13 protein-coding genes are annotated in these 14,359 nt (G+C 69.9%); 5 read left to right on the plus strand and 8 right to left on the minus strand.

Going from position 1 to position 14,359, the window contains the following annotated elements:
- Positions 1-6: 6 nt before the first annotated feature.
- Positions 7-1,299, minus strand: a complete 1,293-nt coding sequence (locus tag KY572_RS07525) for an NAD(P)/FAD-dependent oxidoreductase (RefSeq protein WP_407659913.1) — start codon at positions 1,297-1,299, stop codon at positions 7-9.
- 220 nt (positions 1,300-1,519) lie between these two features.
- On the opposite strand from KY572_RS07525, the gene KY572_RS07530 reads away from it, so the two are divergent.
- The 3 genes from KY572_RS07530 to recA all read left to right on the plus strand — a co-directional run bounded on the left by KY572_RS07530 (position 1,520) and on the right by recA (position 4,609).
- Entirely contained in the window at positions 1,520-2,323 is an 804-nt protein-coding gene (locus KY572_RS07530; protein WP_224241760.1) for a lysophospholipid acyltransferase family protein, read from the plus strand.
- Between the two features lie 128 nt (positions 2,324-2,451).
- On the plus strand, positions 2,452-3,369 hold the full coding sequence (locus KY572_RS07535; protein ID WP_224241762.1) for a hypothetical protein: 918 nt from the start codon (positions 2,452-2,454) through the stop codon (positions 3,367-3,369).
- Positions 3,370-3,574: 205 nt separating this feature from the next.
- Positions 3,575-4,609, plus strand: a complete 1,035-nt coding sequence (gene recA, locus KY572_RS07540) for a recombinase RecA (protein WP_224241764.1) — start codon at positions 3,575-3,577, stop codon at positions 4,607-4,609.
- Here recA and KY572_RS07545 read toward each other — a convergent pair.
- From KY572_RS07545 to pssA, 4 genes are all read right to left on the minus strand, one after another.
- On the minus strand, positions 4,606-5,109 hold the full coding sequence (locus KY572_RS07545; RefSeq protein WP_224241765.1) for a DUF1285 domain-containing protein: 504 nt from the start codon (positions 5,107-5,109) through the stop codon (positions 4,606-4,608). The genes recA and KY572_RS07545 overlap by 4 nt on opposite strands.
- A gap of 54 nt (positions 5,110-5,163) precedes the next feature.
- The gene (locus KY572_RS07550; protein ID WP_224241767.1) at positions 5,164-6,681 is read right to left on the minus strand and encodes a hypothetical protein; all 1,518 of its coding nucleotides are present in this window, start codon (positions 6,679-6,681) and stop codon (positions 5,164-5,166) included.
- Positions 6,678-7,943, minus strand: a complete 1,266-nt coding sequence (locus KY572_RS07555; RefSeq protein ID WP_224241769.1) for a CinA family nicotinamide mononucleotide deamidase-related protein — start codon at positions 7,941-7,943, stop codon at positions 6,678-6,680. The genes KY572_RS07550 and KY572_RS07555 overlap by 4 nt, the downstream gene beginning before the upstream one ends.
- Positions 7,944-8,050: 107 nt before the next feature.
- Positions 8,051-8,896, minus strand: a complete 846-nt coding sequence (gene pssA / locus KY572_RS07560) for a CDP-diacylglycerol--serine O-phosphatidyltransferase (protein ID WP_224241771.1) — start codon at positions 8,894-8,896, stop codon at positions 8,051-8,053.
- A gap of 90 nt (positions 8,897-8,986) precedes the next feature.
- Between pssA and KY572_RS07565 the strand changes: the two genes are divergently transcribed.
- Entirely contained in the window at positions 8,987-10,123 is a 1,137-nt protein-coding gene (locus KY572_RS07565; protein ID WP_224241773.1) for an alpha/beta fold hydrolase, read from the plus strand.
- Between the two features lie 24 nt (positions 10,124-10,147).
- Here KY572_RS07565 and KY572_RS47065 read toward each other — a convergent pair whose 3' ends face one another.
- The gene (locus KY572_RS47065; RefSeq protein ID WP_263451470.1) at positions 10,148-11,614 is read right to left on the minus strand and encodes a DUF1565 domain-containing protein; all 1,467 of its coding nucleotides are present in this window, start codon (positions 11,612-11,614) and stop codon (positions 10,148-10,150) included.
- A 316-nt stretch (positions 11,615-11,930) separates the two neighbouring features.
- Here KY572_RS47065 and KY572_RS07575 point away from each other — a divergent pair, with 316 nt between their 5' ends.
- Positions 11,931-12,200, plus strand: coding sequence for an HU family DNA-binding protein (locus tag KY572_RS07575; RefSeq protein ID WP_224241774.1), 270 nt, complete (start codon positions 11,931-11,933; stop codon positions 12,198-12,200).
- 48 nt (positions 12,201-12,248) lie between these two features.
- Here the strand turns inward: KY572_RS07575 and KY572_RS07580 are convergent, their stop codons facing one another.
- Positions 12,249-13,286, minus strand: coding sequence for a M23 family metallopeptidase (locus KY572_RS07580; protein ID WP_224241775.1), 1,038 nt, complete (start codon positions 13,284-13,286; stop codon positions 12,249-12,251).
- A 32-nt stretch (positions 13,287-13,318) separates the two neighbouring features.
- Positions 13,319-14,344, minus strand: a complete 1,026-nt coding sequence (gene ltaE / locus KY572_RS07585) for a low-specificity L-threonine aldolase (RefSeq protein WP_224241776.1) — start codon at positions 14,342-14,344, stop codon at positions 13,319-13,321.
- Positions 14,345-14,359: the final 15 nt, after the last annotated feature.

Here is a 14,359-nt window from a genome sequence, read left to right on the forward strand (position 1 = left end):
CTGGCGTCAGGGCGCCGCAGGGCCAGGCGCAGCCTGTGTCGTAGCGGCCTGCTGAGGCCCACCGAGACGCGCCCCCGCCGGGGACAGCGCGGCCTGGGCCGGCACCGGGTGCCGCAGGGGAACCCCGCCCGTGATGATGCGGGCCGAGCGCCGGAAGGCCACGTACGAGTAGGCCCAGTTCACGAGCACCGCCACCTTGCTGCGGAAGCCGATGAGGAAGAGGATGTGAACGAAGAGCCAGGCCAGCCACGCGATGTAGCCGGACATCCGGAAGCGCTCCAGGGCGATGCCCACCGCCGAGCCCCGGCCAATCACCGAGAACATGCCGCGATCCCAGTAGCTGAAGGGCTCCATCGGCTTGCCCTGAAGCTGCTTAAGGATGTTGTTCGCCGCGTGCTTGCCCTCCTGCATCGCGGCGGGCGCCACGCCCGGTACGGGCTGGCCGTTCTCCTTGAACAGCGCAAGGTCTCCGATGACGAAGACGTCCTTGCGACCGGGGAGGTTGAGCTCCGGCGTCACCTCCACGCGGCCGGCTCGGTCGAGCGGCGCACCGAGCGAGCGGGCCAGCGGAGAGGCCGCCACGCCCGCGGCCCACACCTTCGTGTGCGCGCGGATGTGCTCGTCCCCGATGTAGACGCCGGTCTCGTCGATCCGCGTGACGCGAACACCCGTGCGGACCTCCACCCCGAGCCGCTCCAGCGAGCGACGCGCGTTGAGAGACAGCTTCTCCGGGTAGGTGGGCAGCACGTGGGCGGCCCCCTCGATCAGCAGGATGCGCGCCTGGCTGGGGTCGATGTTCTGGAAGTCCCGCACCAGGGCGTGACGGCTGATCTCCGAGAGCGCTCCCGCCATCTCCACGCCGGTGGCGCCACCTCCCACGATGACGAAGGTCAGCAGCTCGCGGCGACGGGCCGGGTCCGGCTCGCGCTCGGCCAGCTCGAAGGCGAGCAGCACCTGCCGGCGAATCTCCACCGCGTCCTCGACAGTCTTCAACCCCGGTGCGTAGCGGGACCACTCGTCGTGGCCGAAGTAGGAGTGGGTGGCGCCGGTGGCGACGATGAGGAAGTCGTAGCTCAGCTCTCCGTCCGCGAGCAGCACGCGCTTGCCCTGCACGTCGACGCCCGTGGCCTCCGCGAGCAGCACGGAGATGCCATACCGGCCGACGATGCCCCGCAGCGGCGAGGCGATGTCGCTCGGGCTGAGCGTCGCGGTGGCCACCTGGTAGAGCAGCGGCTGGAAGAGGTGGTGGTTGTGACGATCCACGATCGTCACTCGGACCGGCGAGCGCTTCAGCCGCATCGCCGCATAGAGGCCGCCAAAGCCTCCGCCAAGGATGACCACGTGGGGACGGGTATCGGCGCTTGCACTCACGGCTGGAGACCCTCCTGCCTTCCCAACTCAAGTTAACGGCGTCTGTACCCCACCGCACGGCCCTGGGCCGTCGAAGCGCCCCTGCTCTTTCTCGGCGTGATAAGGGGCTCTGCCGGAAAAGCGCCGCAGTGCCAAGAGTCATCCGCCGATGAAGATCTTCTATCCCCTGCTCAACGTGCTCCAGTTGATCTTCCTGGCGACGTGGGGCGCCTTCTGGATCACCCTCGCGGGGCTCATGATGTTGGTGACACTCAACGGCAACGTGCCGCTGATGATGGCCCGGCGCTTCTGGGCTCCCATGCACTGGCGCATCAACGGCTCGCGGATGTTCGTGGAGCCGCTGCCGGACCTCGACTGGAGCAAGCCCTACATCTTCCTGATGAACCACCAGTCGGCGATGGACATCCCCTGTGCGTTCGCGGCGCTGCCGGTGAACCTCCGGTTCATCGCCAAGCACGTCCTCAAGTACGTGCCCTTCCTCGGCTGGTACATGGCCATGACGGGGATGATCTTCGTCAACCGCTCCAACCACCGCGAGGCCGTCAAGAGCCTGGCACGCGCTGGCGAGCACATCCGCTCGGGCAAGTCGGTCCTCGCCTTCCCCGAGGGGACGCGCTCCCGGGACGGGCTCATCCAGCCCTTCAAGAAGGGCCCCTTCGTGATTGCCATCGAGGCCCAGGTCCCCATCGTCCCGGTGGCCATCGAGGGCTCCCTGCAGACCCTGCCTCGAGGCTGGATCTGGCTGCGCAGGCACGACATCCGCGTGAAGGTGGGCCAGCCCATCGAGACGAAGGGGCTCAGGAACTCGGACCGCGACGCCCTGCTGCGCAAGGTGCGTGACACCATCATCCAGCTTCACCGCGAGATTGGTGGCCAGGGTGGTGTGCCCGAACCCATCGCCGAGCGTGGGCAGGAGGGGCGCGCCCAGGCGCCCTCGCCTTCCGCCGACTGAGGCCCTGGAGGCCTGTAAAGGGGAGTGAATGAAACGAAGAGTCCCACGTCCTATCCATAGGTCGTGAGGGCTCGGCCCAGGCCGTGGCCCGCATCTTCAAGCGTTTGCGGTGTTCAACGGAGGATGTCATGGCTCCTCGATGGCTGGCCTGTGTGGTGGTCGGATTGGCGACCCAGGCCGTTTATGCGCAGACCGCGCCTGTCGCTGCATCCGAGTACGAGGACGACTACGAGGTGGACTCATCGCCCATAGCGCCCTACGCCCCACCAGCCCTGCCCGATGAGCGGCCCACGCCCCGGCCCTTCGCCGGCGCCGTGTGGACCTCGGGCCACTGGTACTGGGACGGCGACGAGTGGCGCTACAAGCCGGGAGCCTGGATCGCCCCCATGTCCGGCTACCGGTTCATCAACGGCTATTGGCGCCAGGACCCGGACGGCTGGCGCTGGGTGTCGAGCGGCTGGGCGCAGGCCGGCTCCACCGAGGTGGAGATTCCCATCGATGTGGTCAACCAGGAGGTCACCGCCGCGCAGGCACCTCCTCCCGTCCAGACGGAGGCCATGCCTCCCGCGCCCTCGACGAACGTCACGTGGGCCCCTGGCTACTGGTACTGGTCCGGCTCGGACTGGGTCTGGATCGAGGGGAGCTGGGTGGAGCCTCCCCGGCCGGGCCTGGTCTTCGTCTCGCCGCGGTGGCACTTCCGGGGCGGCTCCTGGGTCTTCGTTGGTGGTGGCTGGGCCGTTCGTGGCTCGACGCACATCGTCGTCCCCGTCTATCGCCACGCGGGCATCCGGGTGAGCTGGGGCCACCCCAACCACTTCACGTACTCCTGGCGCCGCTACCCGATGGTGCATCGCTACTACCACTACGGCCACGGCGGCCGGCGGCACTACGACTCCGGCGGATACCGCTACGACTCCGGCAGGTACCGCTACGACTCCGACAGATACCGCCACCGCGAGCGGGGGCACCGGGATCCTCCCCCGGGGAACCACCACCCCGCTACGCCGGCCCGTGAGCATCGCGGCGGCGGTCGGCATCACCACTAGCCTCACCTCGCTGGCAGTCCGCGCGCACCGGCCCCCCCATCCACGGTGGTGGACGGTGCGTGCGCGACCTCGGACGCCTGGCTCGTCGCCTCCCGAGGGAGCGCGCACGGCACACGCATTGCTCATGGCTCCACGCGATGCGCTCGGCGGCATTCCGCTCCGGGCGCAGCACTCATGTCCCGTGAAGGGCGGCGTTGGAGAAGCAATGAACAAGGTGACGGAGAAGTTGAAGGCGGTGGCGGCGGCGGTGGCGGCGATCGAGAAGCAGTTCGGCAAGGGCGCGGTGATGCCCCTGGGTGGCGAGGCGCAGGAGCAGAAGGTGGCTGTCATCCCGTCGGGCTCGGTGAGCCTGGATCGGGCGCTCGGCGTGGGGGGCTATCCGCGCGGGCGCGTGGTGGAGATCTTCGGCAACGAGTCCTCCGGCAAGACGACCCTCACGCTCCACGCCATCGCCCAGGTGCAGGCGGCGGGTGGCGTGGCGGCCTTCATCGACGCGGAGCATGCGCTGGATGTCCACTACGCGCGCAAGCTGGGCGTGCGTGTGGAGGAGCTGCTCGTGTCGCAGCCGGACACCGGTGAGCAGGCGCTGGAGATCACCGAGCAGCTCGTGCGCTCGGGAGCCGTGGACCTGATCGTCGTGGACTCGGTGGCGGCGCTGGTGCCCAGGGCCGAGATCGAGGGCGAGATGGGCGACGCGCACATGGGCGTCCAGGCTCGGCTGATGAGCCAGGCGCTGCGCAAGCTCACTGGCGCGGTGAGCCGCTCGGGCGCGTGCATCATCTTCATCAACCAGATCCGCATGAAGATCGGGGTGATGTTCGGCAACCCGGAGACGACCACGGGTGGCAACGCGCTGAAGTTCTACTCCTCGATGCGCCTGGAGATCCGGCGCACGGGCAACCTCAAGGATGGCGAGAGCGTCATCGGCACCCGCGCCCGGGTGAAGGTGGTGAAGAACAAGCTGGCCCCGCCCTTCCAGGAGGCGGAGTTCGACCTGGTCTACGGAGTGGGCATCCACCGCGCGGGCGAGGTGCTGGACCTGGGCGTGCAGGCCGGCCTCATCGAGAAGTCCGGCAGCCACTTCAGCCTGCGCGGCGAGCGGATCGGCCAGGGCCGTGAGCGGGCCGCCGAGTGGCTGCGCGAGCACCCCGAGGCCCTGGAGGGTCTGGCCACCGAGCTGGTCGGCACGGTCGCGCCGGTTCCGGCGGCGCAGCCTGAGCCGATGGAGGCGACGGCCTAGGTCGACGGCTGCTCGAGCGACACGGGCAGCGCCAGCCGGCGCTGTCCGGCACGGAGGAAGAGGTGGCCTCCCTCCCCTTCCTCCACCAGTTCCCCCAGCTGGTACTGGGCATCCCGGGAGAAGCGCGCCTTGGCCCGGCCGCGCTTCACCCGGCAGGAGAAGACGCCGTCCGGCTCCAAGGACAGCGAGGATGGCTCGAGCGCCTCAGCGGTGCGGTCGCTCAAGCGGATGGACACTCGCTCGTCCGGAGTGACGTCCACCGTGCGGACCTCGTAGGCGGCGTCCTCCACCTGGATGAAGCACCAGTCCTGGCCGATGCGGAGCTGGTAGCGCCCGTCGTCGTCGAGCACCAGGGAGGTGTTGAAGAGCTCGATGATCTTCGGGTGCTCGATGGGCTCGTCGTCGTGCCACCAGCGCAGGGCCTTGTCGAGGCGGATGCCGCTGTCCTCGCGCGTGTGCCAGCGCTTGCCGATGGGGGGCTGACCGGGGGGCGGTTGCATGACGCTCCTTATCTGCGCTCCCGACCGGGCGGACGCAAGCCGACCTGTGGCCAGCTACCAGTTCCGGACGTACTCGGTGTAGCCGCGGAAGGCCACGGCGCCCCAGAAGTTCACCAGCACGCCGAGCACCACGGCCGCCATCACCAGGCGGTGGCGCAGCGCCCAGCCACCGATGGCGAAGAGCAGCAGCAGGTAGGGCGTGTAGTCCAGGCTGAACCGGAAGCCGAACTGCATGTAGCCGGTGTTCTGGTAGAAGAGCCCCGGCAGCGCGCACACCGCCACCGTGAGCCACAGCGGCCAGTGCAGCCGCGGGCGCGTCTTCGGGAAGACGAGGAAGACGAGCAGCGGCAGCGTCAGCAGTAGCGTCAGCCCATGCGGGTCGTAGCCCAGCTCGAGCGGGCGCAGGGAGATGCGCGGCAGCTTGAGGAAGGCCGCCTCCAGGTTGCGCTGGAGGTAGGCCAGGTCGAACAGCCCGTAGCGGTCGATGTCGATGTTGACGCGGTTGTTGTAGAGGTAGGCGTGGCCGAACTCGCCCGGCTTGCCGAAGCGGTAGAGGTTGTACGCGGCGGCGAGGCCCGCGAGCGGCGCGGCCCCCAGCGCGAAGAGCCCCAGCTTGCGCGCCGCGGGCTTCCAGTGGCTCGCCAGTCCGCGAAGCTGCGCGAGCCGGTCCGGCCCGGGGCACAGCGCCTCCAGCACGAAGAAGAGGCCCGCGAAGAGCAGCGGCGTACGCGTGAGCGTGGCCATGGAATAGAACAGGCCGGCGAGCACGGGACGGTGCGCTCGGACGGCATTGCGCGCATAGAGGCACGTGAGCGCCACGCCCATCACCTCCGCGCTGAACCACACCTCGCCGCGGATCGCGCAGTAGAAGAACAGCGTGCCGAACGCGAGGATGAGCGCGAGCGCGATGTTCTCGTTCCGGCTCCTCTCCACCTCCCCGTCCTTCGAGAGGAAGCGCAGGAGTGAGTAGAAGAGCGCCACCGCCAGCGCTCCGACAATCACTCCGAACGAGGTGTCGTTGAACTGGTAGCCGTGCAGCGCCACGAAGGGCAGCATCAACACGGCCGGGAACGACGGGAAGCTCACGTACCAGCGATCGGTCGGCAGGGGCCGCCCCTCGCAGCGGACCTTCTCTCCGCCGACGACTCGCACGCAGGCCCAGTCCTCCAGGTTGGGAAGCACCTCCGGATCCACGTCCAGCCGCCCCTCCAGCCAGGCCTGCGCCTGGTAGATGAAGTGCGGGGCCGCGCTCTGGCGCAGGAACCGCTGGGAGCTGAAGCTCGCCAGCACCGCGAAGCTCACCAGGAAGAGCACCACCTCCACGCGGTACGCGGAGAACCAGAGGCGCGCGGCCGCCCATGCCCCCTCTCCCGGCGACACCGAGGCGGGCCCGCCCTGCTCGGCCTGTCGATCCGAAGCCGGCGCCGACGCCGGAGAGGTCCGCTCCGCCGAAGGAGTAACCCCTGAGGAAGCCGGGGACGCCACGGGCTCCACGGGCGATGGGGCTGAAACAGGTGCCGGGGCTCCCTCGGAGGCGGAGCCCTTCTTGGGGCGCTTGGACTTGCGACTCATCGAACGGAGGTCCCCGTGAGGAGATGCTGACGCAGCATCTCGAGCGCGGAAGAAGCAGCGAAGAGGCGAACGCGATCTCTATCTCCCGCGAAGGAGAAACGCTCGCAGCGGGTGGGGTGTCCCTCCGCCGCGAAGCCACAGTAGACGGTGCCGACCGGATCCTCGGGCGTTCCACCGGTAGGCCCCGCGTAGCCCGTCACGGACAGGCTGTAGGTCGTCCCACAGGCGGCACGGATGCCGTCGGCCATCGCGATGGCCGTCTCCGGCGACACGGCCGTGTGGCGGACCAGCACCTCGGAGGGCACTGCCAGCCAGGCCATCTTCATCTTCTCCGAGTAGGACGCCACGCCCCCGATGAAGAAGTTGCTCGAGCCCGGCACCGCCGTGAGCTGCTGGGCGATGAGGCCTCCGGTGCAGCTCTCCGCCGTGGAGAGCGTGGCCTTCGCCTCCGTCAGCATCCTCGCCACCACCGGGGCGTACTCCTCGTCATCCGCCCCGAAGAAGGTCGTGCCGAGCACCTTCCGGGAAGCAGCCTCCGCCGCGGCAAGCGCCGCGTCGGCCTCGGCCTGCGTGGAGGCCGTCGCCATCAGCTTGAGGTGGTTCTCCGGCGCATGGGTGCGGAAGCCGAACACCACCTGGGGGTGCTGGGGCACCAGCGGGGCCACTCTCGCATCCAGCTGCGACTCCGGGAGCCCCACCGTCTTCAGCAGCCGGAAGGCGCGGTACACGCGCTCGGAGTCGGTCTCCAGCGCGGCGCGGATGCGCGGCAGCACCTCTCCCTCCGCCAGGGCCCTGTACTCGCGGGGCACGCCCGGAACGAAGAAGAGCCGGCAACGCCCCAGCCGGAAGATGACCAGCGGCGCCGAGCCCGCGGGGTTGCGCACCACCTCGGCCCCCTGGGGCACCCGCGCCATGCGCAGCGCCCCCGGGTTGAGGGGGATGCTGCGCTTCGCATAGCGCTCGCGGATCCACTCGAGCGCCCGCGGATCCTCCACCACGGGGACGCCCGCCGCCGCCGCCGCGCACTCGAGCGTGAAGTCGTCCATCGTGGGCCCCAGCCCCCCGGAGACGAGCGCCACGTCCGCTCGGGAGGCCACCTCCAGGAGCGCCTGGGTGATGTCCGGGCGGACGTCCCCCACGAGCAAGACGCGCTCCACCTTCACACCCAGCTCGAAGAGCCGAGCCTCGAACCAGGGGCTGTTTGTGTCCGTAATGAGTCCGGTGACGAGCTCGTCACCGGTGCACAGGAGCTCGACGCGCATGGGCGGAGCATCCTAGCGGCACTACCCTGCCCCGGCACGCACCGCGAAGCAGGACCGCCCCCGGGAGCCTCCGGGCGCGGCGAAACGGCTGGACGGCAGGGCCCTGCTCAGGAGCCCGCGGCCTCCTCGGCCTCTTCCTCGTCCTCCTCTTCCTCGTCCTCCTCGTCGAGGACAGCCGCGGCCGCAACCACGCCGGCGCCCACCTTGCGCGCCACCAGCCGGTTGCGCACCAGGAACGCGGACTCGATGAGCCCCATGGCCAGGTACGCGGAGGAGTACGCCACCAGCACGTAGGCCGGGCGCAGCTGGATGCCGATGGCCAGGCCGCTCAGCACCACCACCATGAAGATGAGCGCGGACTTCCTCGACAGCCGCAGATCCTTGAAGGTGCGGTAGCGCACCGTGGACACCATCAGCAGCGCCAGCAGCCCCACCACCGCCGCGATCGGCCCCTGCACCGACTCGCTCGGCGGAGCCCCGAGGATCGCGTGGTGGGCGATGATCATCGACACCAGCACGCCGGCGGCCAGCGGGATGGGCAGCCCGACGAAGAAGTTGCCGCCACCGCCGTGCGGGTTGCGCATGGCCAGCACGTTGAAGCGCGCCAGCCGCAGCGCGCCGCACGCCGCGAAGGCGAAGGAGATGAACAGCCCCAGGAAGCCCAGGGGAGCCAGCGCCCACTTGTACACCAGCAGGGCAGGCGCCGCGCCGAAGGACACCACGTCCGCCAGGCTGTCGAGCTGCATGCCGAAGTCGCTCTGCGTCTTCGTCAGCCGCGCCACCCGGCCGTCGAAGCCGTCGAAGAACATGGCGAAGAGGATCGCCAGCGCGGCCTGATAGAGATGGACGGGCGTAGCCTCACCGGCGCACAGCGTGATGGCGTAGAAGCCACAGAAGATCGAGGTGACCGTGAAGAGATTGGGCAGCACGAACATCAGTTTCCGCAGCTTCATCGGTGGCCTCTCTCTCCTGGAGTCCGTTAGCGCTTGCACGGCGGGGTGAACGGACCATAGCAAGGTTTTATTGCGTCCACGGAGGGTTGGATGGATCTGGGAAAGTGGGTGCTCTGGGGGCTGCTGCTCTTCCTGGCCGTCGTCCTCGGAAATGTCGTCTGGGTGCTGGGGGTTCGCCGCCTCTACCGTCCCCGTACAGCCCCACCACAACTGCTCAAGGCCCGCTGCCAGGATGGGTGGGAGATTGCCGTTCATGCGCGCCGGGCGCCGAAGCGGCGCTTCGAGGAGCCCGTACTGCTGTGCCATGGACTGGCCGCCAATCGCTTCACCTTCGACTTCGCGCCCCCGTACTCCGTGGCGCACTACCTGGCCGAGGCCGGCTTCGACTGCTTCAGCGTCGAGTGGCGCGGCACGGGGCACTCGCGCAATCCGCCTCCGGGCCGGCGGTACACGGACTTCACCATCGATGATCACGTCCTCCAGGACGCGCCCGCCATGATGGAGCTGGCGCTGAAGGAGACCGGCGCGAAGCGGGCCTTCTGGCTGGGACATTCGATGGGTGGGCTCGTCGGCTATGCCGCGGCACAGGGTCCACTCGGACACCAGCTGGCGGGCCTGATGGTGCTGGGCTCTCCCGTCTTCTTCAAGTCCGAGCCGCTGCTGCGCTCGCTGCTGGGGCTGGGGGTGCACGCCGCGTGGCCCGCGCGCCTGCGGCAGGAGTGGATGAGCGCCACGCTGGCGCCCTTCCTCGGCTACGTGAACCTGCCGCTGTCGGATCTGCTCGTGAACCCCCAGCACATGCCTCCGCAGATCCAGCGGCAGGTGTTCGCGACCATGCTGTCCTCGATGAGCCGCAAGGTGCTCCTCCAGTTCCGCGACTGGATCGAGAACGACACGTTCCGCTCCTATGACGGCAGGGTGGACTGGCGCGCGGGCCTGTCCAGCCTCACGCTGCCCGTGCTGGTGATGGGCGGCAGCAGCGACCGGCTCGCCTCCGCGGAGAATCTGCGCAAGCAGTACGAGCTGCTCACCACCTCCGACCGCACGCTCCACGTCTTCGGCCGCGACCGCGGGGACAAGATGGACTACGGCCACGGGGACCTGATGTTCGGCACCGGGGCTCCCATCGAGGTGTACCCGCTCATCCGTGCGTGGCTGGAGGCTCGCGCCACGCCACTGCCCGCTGCCGTGGAGCAGCCCCTGGTCTCTCCCACGCTGCCGGCCTGAGTCCTCGGCCCGTCGTCGCAGCCGTCACTTCGCAGGCGCTCCGGCCTCCGCTGGAGCACGGGGAGCCTGCTCGACACACGACGCCGTGAGCCCTCGGCGGTCATCCGACTTCAGGCGCTCCAGGTGGATCCGCGTCGAGCCCTCGCACTCGGCCCAGAGCAGCCCCTCCGCCAGACCGCTCGCGGTGAGCTCGTCCGCCCAGATGTCACCGTCCCGAAGCACCGCCAGCGCCACGCCCTTCGTACCCCGCACCTCGAGCCCCGTGGCCTTCACCCGCCCCAGGCTCTCCACCGAGAGCCCCGCCTGCTGGCACCCGATCAGCGTCACGTTGCGCAGCGTGACCTCGGCGGCCTGGGCCGCCAGCACTCCCGCGCCGCTCGCCTCGCGCACCTCCACGCCCTCGATGTCCGCCACCACGCCGCGCAGGTGCAGGCCATCCCCCGTGAAGCCCTCCTTCGAGCGCACCTTGCCGATGCTCCCGTTGCGCGCCCGCAGCCGTCCCTTCGTGGCCGCGATGCCATAGGCGTCCACATCGTCCATCCGGAAGTCCTGCACCTCGAAGTCCGAGTCCACCAGTTGCAGCGCCCCGAAGCTCCCGCTCTCGCGCACGCGCAGGCCCACGAGCTGCCCCGTGGACCGGGTGAGGCCCAGTCCGGCTCGCTCCGCCTTCACCGAGGTGAACCCCCGGACCTGCAGCTTCGCGCCGTTGCTGGCCAGCCCGTACTCGTGGCCCGTCACCTGCGCCTCCTCGAGCTCCAGCGCCCCGTCCCGAACCAGCAGCCCCGGGCCCCGGCCCCCCTCCACCTTCACCCGCTTCATCTGGACACGCCCGCCCTCCTGGTCCAGCGCCATCACCGCGCCCTGGAAGGACACGCCCTCCAGCACCGCCTCGGCGCCGCCCTGCACGTGCACCCCTCGGCGCCATGGCCCCAGGAACGTGCTCTCCCTCACGTCCGCGCGGGCCGCCTCCTCCAGCGAGACGCCCACCGTCTCCGAGAGGCTCGCCTCGAAGCGGACGCCCCTGGCCACCAGCTGGCCGCCGATCAGCCGGACCGCCCCCTTTCGCTGTCCGCTGAAGGCCACCCCCTCGAGCCTCAGCGTCCCCGTCACCTCCACGCCCCACCCCCCACCCTGGAGCGACAGGCGCTCGAGCGAGGCCCCGGCCTCCAGCCAGAGCACCTGCTCTCGGCCCTCCGCGTACAGCACCGTGCTGTCCCCCTCCCCCACCAGGCGGGTGCCCGCCGCGACCTGGAAGGGCCCGGCGTACATCCCCCGAGCGATGTGCACGGTGGGTGCGGGACGCACCGCCAGCCCCTCCGCCAGGGTCCGGAAGGGCCGCTCCCGCGAGCCGTCCCCGGACTGGGGCCGTGCCCCATCCACCCACACCTCGCCCGCGCGGGGAGCGGGCGTCGACGGGACGACAGGTGGGTTGGTGGGCGCCCGACAGGCGGCGATCAGCGGCAACGCGAAGAGGAGGAGGCGCGGGCTCATGTGGCCCCCACTCTAGCCCCGCCTCACCCGTGCCGCTGGATCAGCGCGAGCCCGTAAGTGATCGAATCGACAGAGAAAAGCCTGCTCAACCGATCACAATCCCTCTCAATGAATCTCATGGGAGTCACGTGACGGTGTATCGGATTTCCCGATCATTTCCTCTCTACGCCAGCTGTCTCAGTCGTCAATAAATCCGAGGCGGGGACCATTTTCAGGTGAGGGGGGCGGGTCTATCATTGACAGGGAAAAGAGCGATTTGTTACCAACCGCAACCAGGTTGTGGTTCCAAGCCAGACAACCCTAGACGGAGGGGCGAATGACCAAGGCAGAGCTCGTGGAGGTGGTGGCAGCGCAGTCCAAGCTGACCAAGAAGTCAGCCGCGGAGATCATCGACATCGTCTTCAGCAACATCGGCAAGGCGGTGAAGAAGGACGCGCGCTTCAGCTACCCCGGCTTCGGGACCTGGTCGGTCCGCTCCCGCAAGGCGCGGAAGATCCGCAACCCCCAGACCAACGAGATGATGAAGCTGAAGGCCTCGAAGACCATCGGCTTCCGTCCCGCCAAGGAGCTGAAGAACTCGCTGTAGTCCCGAAGCCAGATGGAGCGCCCGCGAGAGCTGGCGCGCTCCTCGGCCTCACCTCAGGGGCGTCGTCCGGGAAGGGCGGCGCCCTTGCCGTTTCTCGGAGACGGACGTGTCCTCCAGGGACACCTCGCCGATCTCCACCGTGCTGCCGCGGTCCAGCTCGTCGAGCGGATCCCTCGGGCGGCCGTCCCGCCACACCTCGAAGTGCAGGTGCACCCCGGTGGCCATGCCGGTGTCTCCGGCCAGCCCCACCAGGTCGCCCCGCTCGAGGATCTGCCCCGGCTCCACCGTCACGCGCGCCAGGTGGCTGTAGCGCGTGGTGATGCGCGAGGCGTGCTGGATCTCCACCTGGTAGCCATAGCCGCCGTTCCACCCGGCGGTGAGCACCACGCCCGGGGCCGCGGCCAGCACCGCCTGGCCCCGCTTGGCGGCGAGATCCACGCCCAGGTGCTCCTTCATCTCTCCCAGGATGGGGTGGGCCCGCTCGCCGAAGCCGCTCGTCACCGAGACGGGGAAGATGGGCCAGGTGAAGCGCGGCGGCGCATCCACCGTCTTCACCATCAGCCGGCGCACCTCCGCCATGCGGACGGAGAGCTCGCTCACCCGCGTCATCACCGTCTCGGCCAGCGACTCGGGGATGTCTCCGTAGGAGCGCGCGTCCTCCTCCAGCTCCGCCTCGAGCGTCACCCGGGCGCGGACGATGTCCATGGAGGACGTCTTCTCCGCCGGACGCTGGAGGAAGGTGTCCAGCGCGTCCGTCACGCTCCCCCAGTTCTCCTCCTGCTCGGAGGGCATGGGGCTGCCCCGCCTCACGTGCCGGCGGTACTCCCGGGCCTTGTTCACGAACGAGGCGAGCGCGGCCTGCAGCTCCGGCGAGGTGCGCGCCGTGGGCAGCTCCTTGCCCGGCGCCTTCAGCTCTCGCGCCTTGCCGCGCGCCCGAGCCCTCGGTACGGGCGCGGGAGCGGGCGGGGCCTCCGGCTCCGTGGGACGCGGGCCGAACGCCTCCTCGAAGCTGAGCTTGTCGTCCGCGCGCGGAGTGACGCACGCGGACACCAGCGCAATCAAGGAGAGGGCAATGAGACGGGCCAAGGCCCCGGGAGCCTACCACGCCCTGCCGGCCGTCAAGATTCGAGGGCCCGGCGGATCCGGCTGAGCGCCTCGTCGATGTCGGCGGCCGAGATGTCCAGGTGGCACACCAGGCGGGCGGTGTGGGCGCCCGTGGCATTCAGGAGAACCCCGAGCGAGGCCAGCCGGGACACCATTTCACTGGCCGGGCGGGTGAACTCCACGAGGAGGATGTTGGTCTCCACCTGGGAGGGCTCCACCTTCACCCCGGAGAGCTCGGCGAGCCCCGCCGCCAGCCGGCGCGTGTGGGCGTGGTCCTCGGCCAGCCGCTCCACGTGGTGCTCCAGCGCGTAGAGCGCCGCGGCGGCCAGCAGGCCCGCCTGACGCATGCCGCCACCCAGCCGCTTCCGCAGCCGCCGCGCCTCGCGGATCAGCGCCGCCGAGCCCACCAGCGCCGAGCCCACCGGCGCGCCCAGCCCCTTGGAGAAGCACACGGAGGTGGTGTCCGCCAGCTTCGCCCAGGCGGAGGCCGGGGTGCCCGTGGCCACCTCGGCGTTGAAGAGGCGCGCCCCGTCCAGGTGCACGGCGAGCCCCGCCTTGCGAGCCACCTCCACCACCGCCCGGAAGCGCTCCAGCGGCCACACCGTGCCGCCCCCCTTGTTGTGGGTGTTCTCCAGCGAGAGCAGCCGCGAGCGCGGAGCGTGGATGTTCTCCCCGCGCACCGCCTCCGCCACCTGCGCCGGCGTCAGCAGCCCGCGCTCGCCGGGCAGCATCAGCGGCTGGATGCCCCAGAGCGCCGACACCGCGCCGCCCTCGTACTGGACGATGTGGCTGCCCGCCTCGGTGATCACCTCGTCGGCCGGGCGGCAGTGCAGGCCCATGGCGAGCTGGTTGGACTGCGTGCCCGAGGGGACGAACAGGGCGGCCTCCAGCCCCAGCCGCTCGGCGACCCGCTGCTCGAGCCGGTTCACCGTGGGGTCCTCCCCGTACACGTCGTCCCCCACCTCGGCCTCGGCCATGGCGCGGCGCATGGCGGGGGTGGGCTTCGTCACGGTGTCCGAGCGGAAGTCGATGGGCTTCATGGCTTTTCCTACCTA

The sequence above is a fragment of the Hyalangium gracile genome, assembly GCF_020103725.1.
Lineage (GTDB): Bacteria > Myxococcota > Myxococcia > Myxococcales > Myxococcaceae > Hyalangium > Hyalangium gracile.

Excerpts from the sequence above, each read along its gene's own strand:
- ltaE (WP_224241776.1), bottom strand. The coding sequence starts at position 14,344 with ATGAAGCCCATCGACTTCCGCTCGGACACCGTGACGAAGCCCACCCCC.
- KY572_RS07565 (WP_224241773.1), top strand. The coding sequence starts at position 8,987 with ATGGATCTGGGAAAGTGGGTGCTCTGGGGGCTGCTGCTCTTCCTGGCC.
- KY572_RS07530 (WP_224241760.1), top strand. The coding sequence starts at position 1,520 with ATGAAGATCTTCTATCCCCTGCTCAACGTGCTCCAGTTGATCTTCCTG.
- KY572_RS07575 (WP_224241774.1), top strand. The coding sequence starts at position 11,931 with ATGACCAAGGCAGAGCTCGTGGAGGTGGTGGCAGCGCAGTCCAAGCTG.
- KY572_RS07555 (WP_224241769.1), bottom strand. The coding sequence starts at position 7,943 with ATGCGCGTCGAGCTCCTGTGCACCGGTGACGAGCTCGTCACCGGACTC.
- pssA (WP_224241771.1), bottom strand. The coding sequence starts at position 8,896 with ATGAAGCTGCGGAAACTGATGTTCGTGCTGCCCAATCTCTTCACGGTC.
- KY572_RS07535 (WP_224241762.1), top strand. The coding sequence starts at position 2,452 with ATGGCTCCTCGATGGCTGGCCTGTGTGGTGGTCGGATTGGCGACCCAG.
- KY572_RS07545 (WP_224241765.1), bottom strand. The coding sequence starts at position 5,109 with ATGCAACCGCCCCCCGGTCAGCCCCCCATCGGCAAGCGCTGGCACACG.
- KY572_RS47065 (WP_263451470.1), bottom strand. The coding sequence starts at position 11,614 with ATGAGCCCGCGCCTCCTCCTCTTCGCGTTGCCGCTGATCGCCGCCTGT.
- KY572_RS07550 (WP_224241767.1), bottom strand. The coding sequence starts at position 6,681 with ATGAGTCGCAAGTCCAAGCGCCCCAAGAAGGGCTCCGCCTCCGAGGGA.
- KY572_RS07525 (WP_407659913.1), bottom strand. The coding sequence starts at position 1,299 with ATGCGGCTGAAGCGCTCGCCGGTCCGAGTGACGATCGTGGATCGTCAC.
- recA (WP_224241764.1), top strand. The coding sequence starts at position 3,575 with ATGAACAAGGTGACGGAGAAGTTGAAGGCGGTGGCGGCGGCGGTGGCG.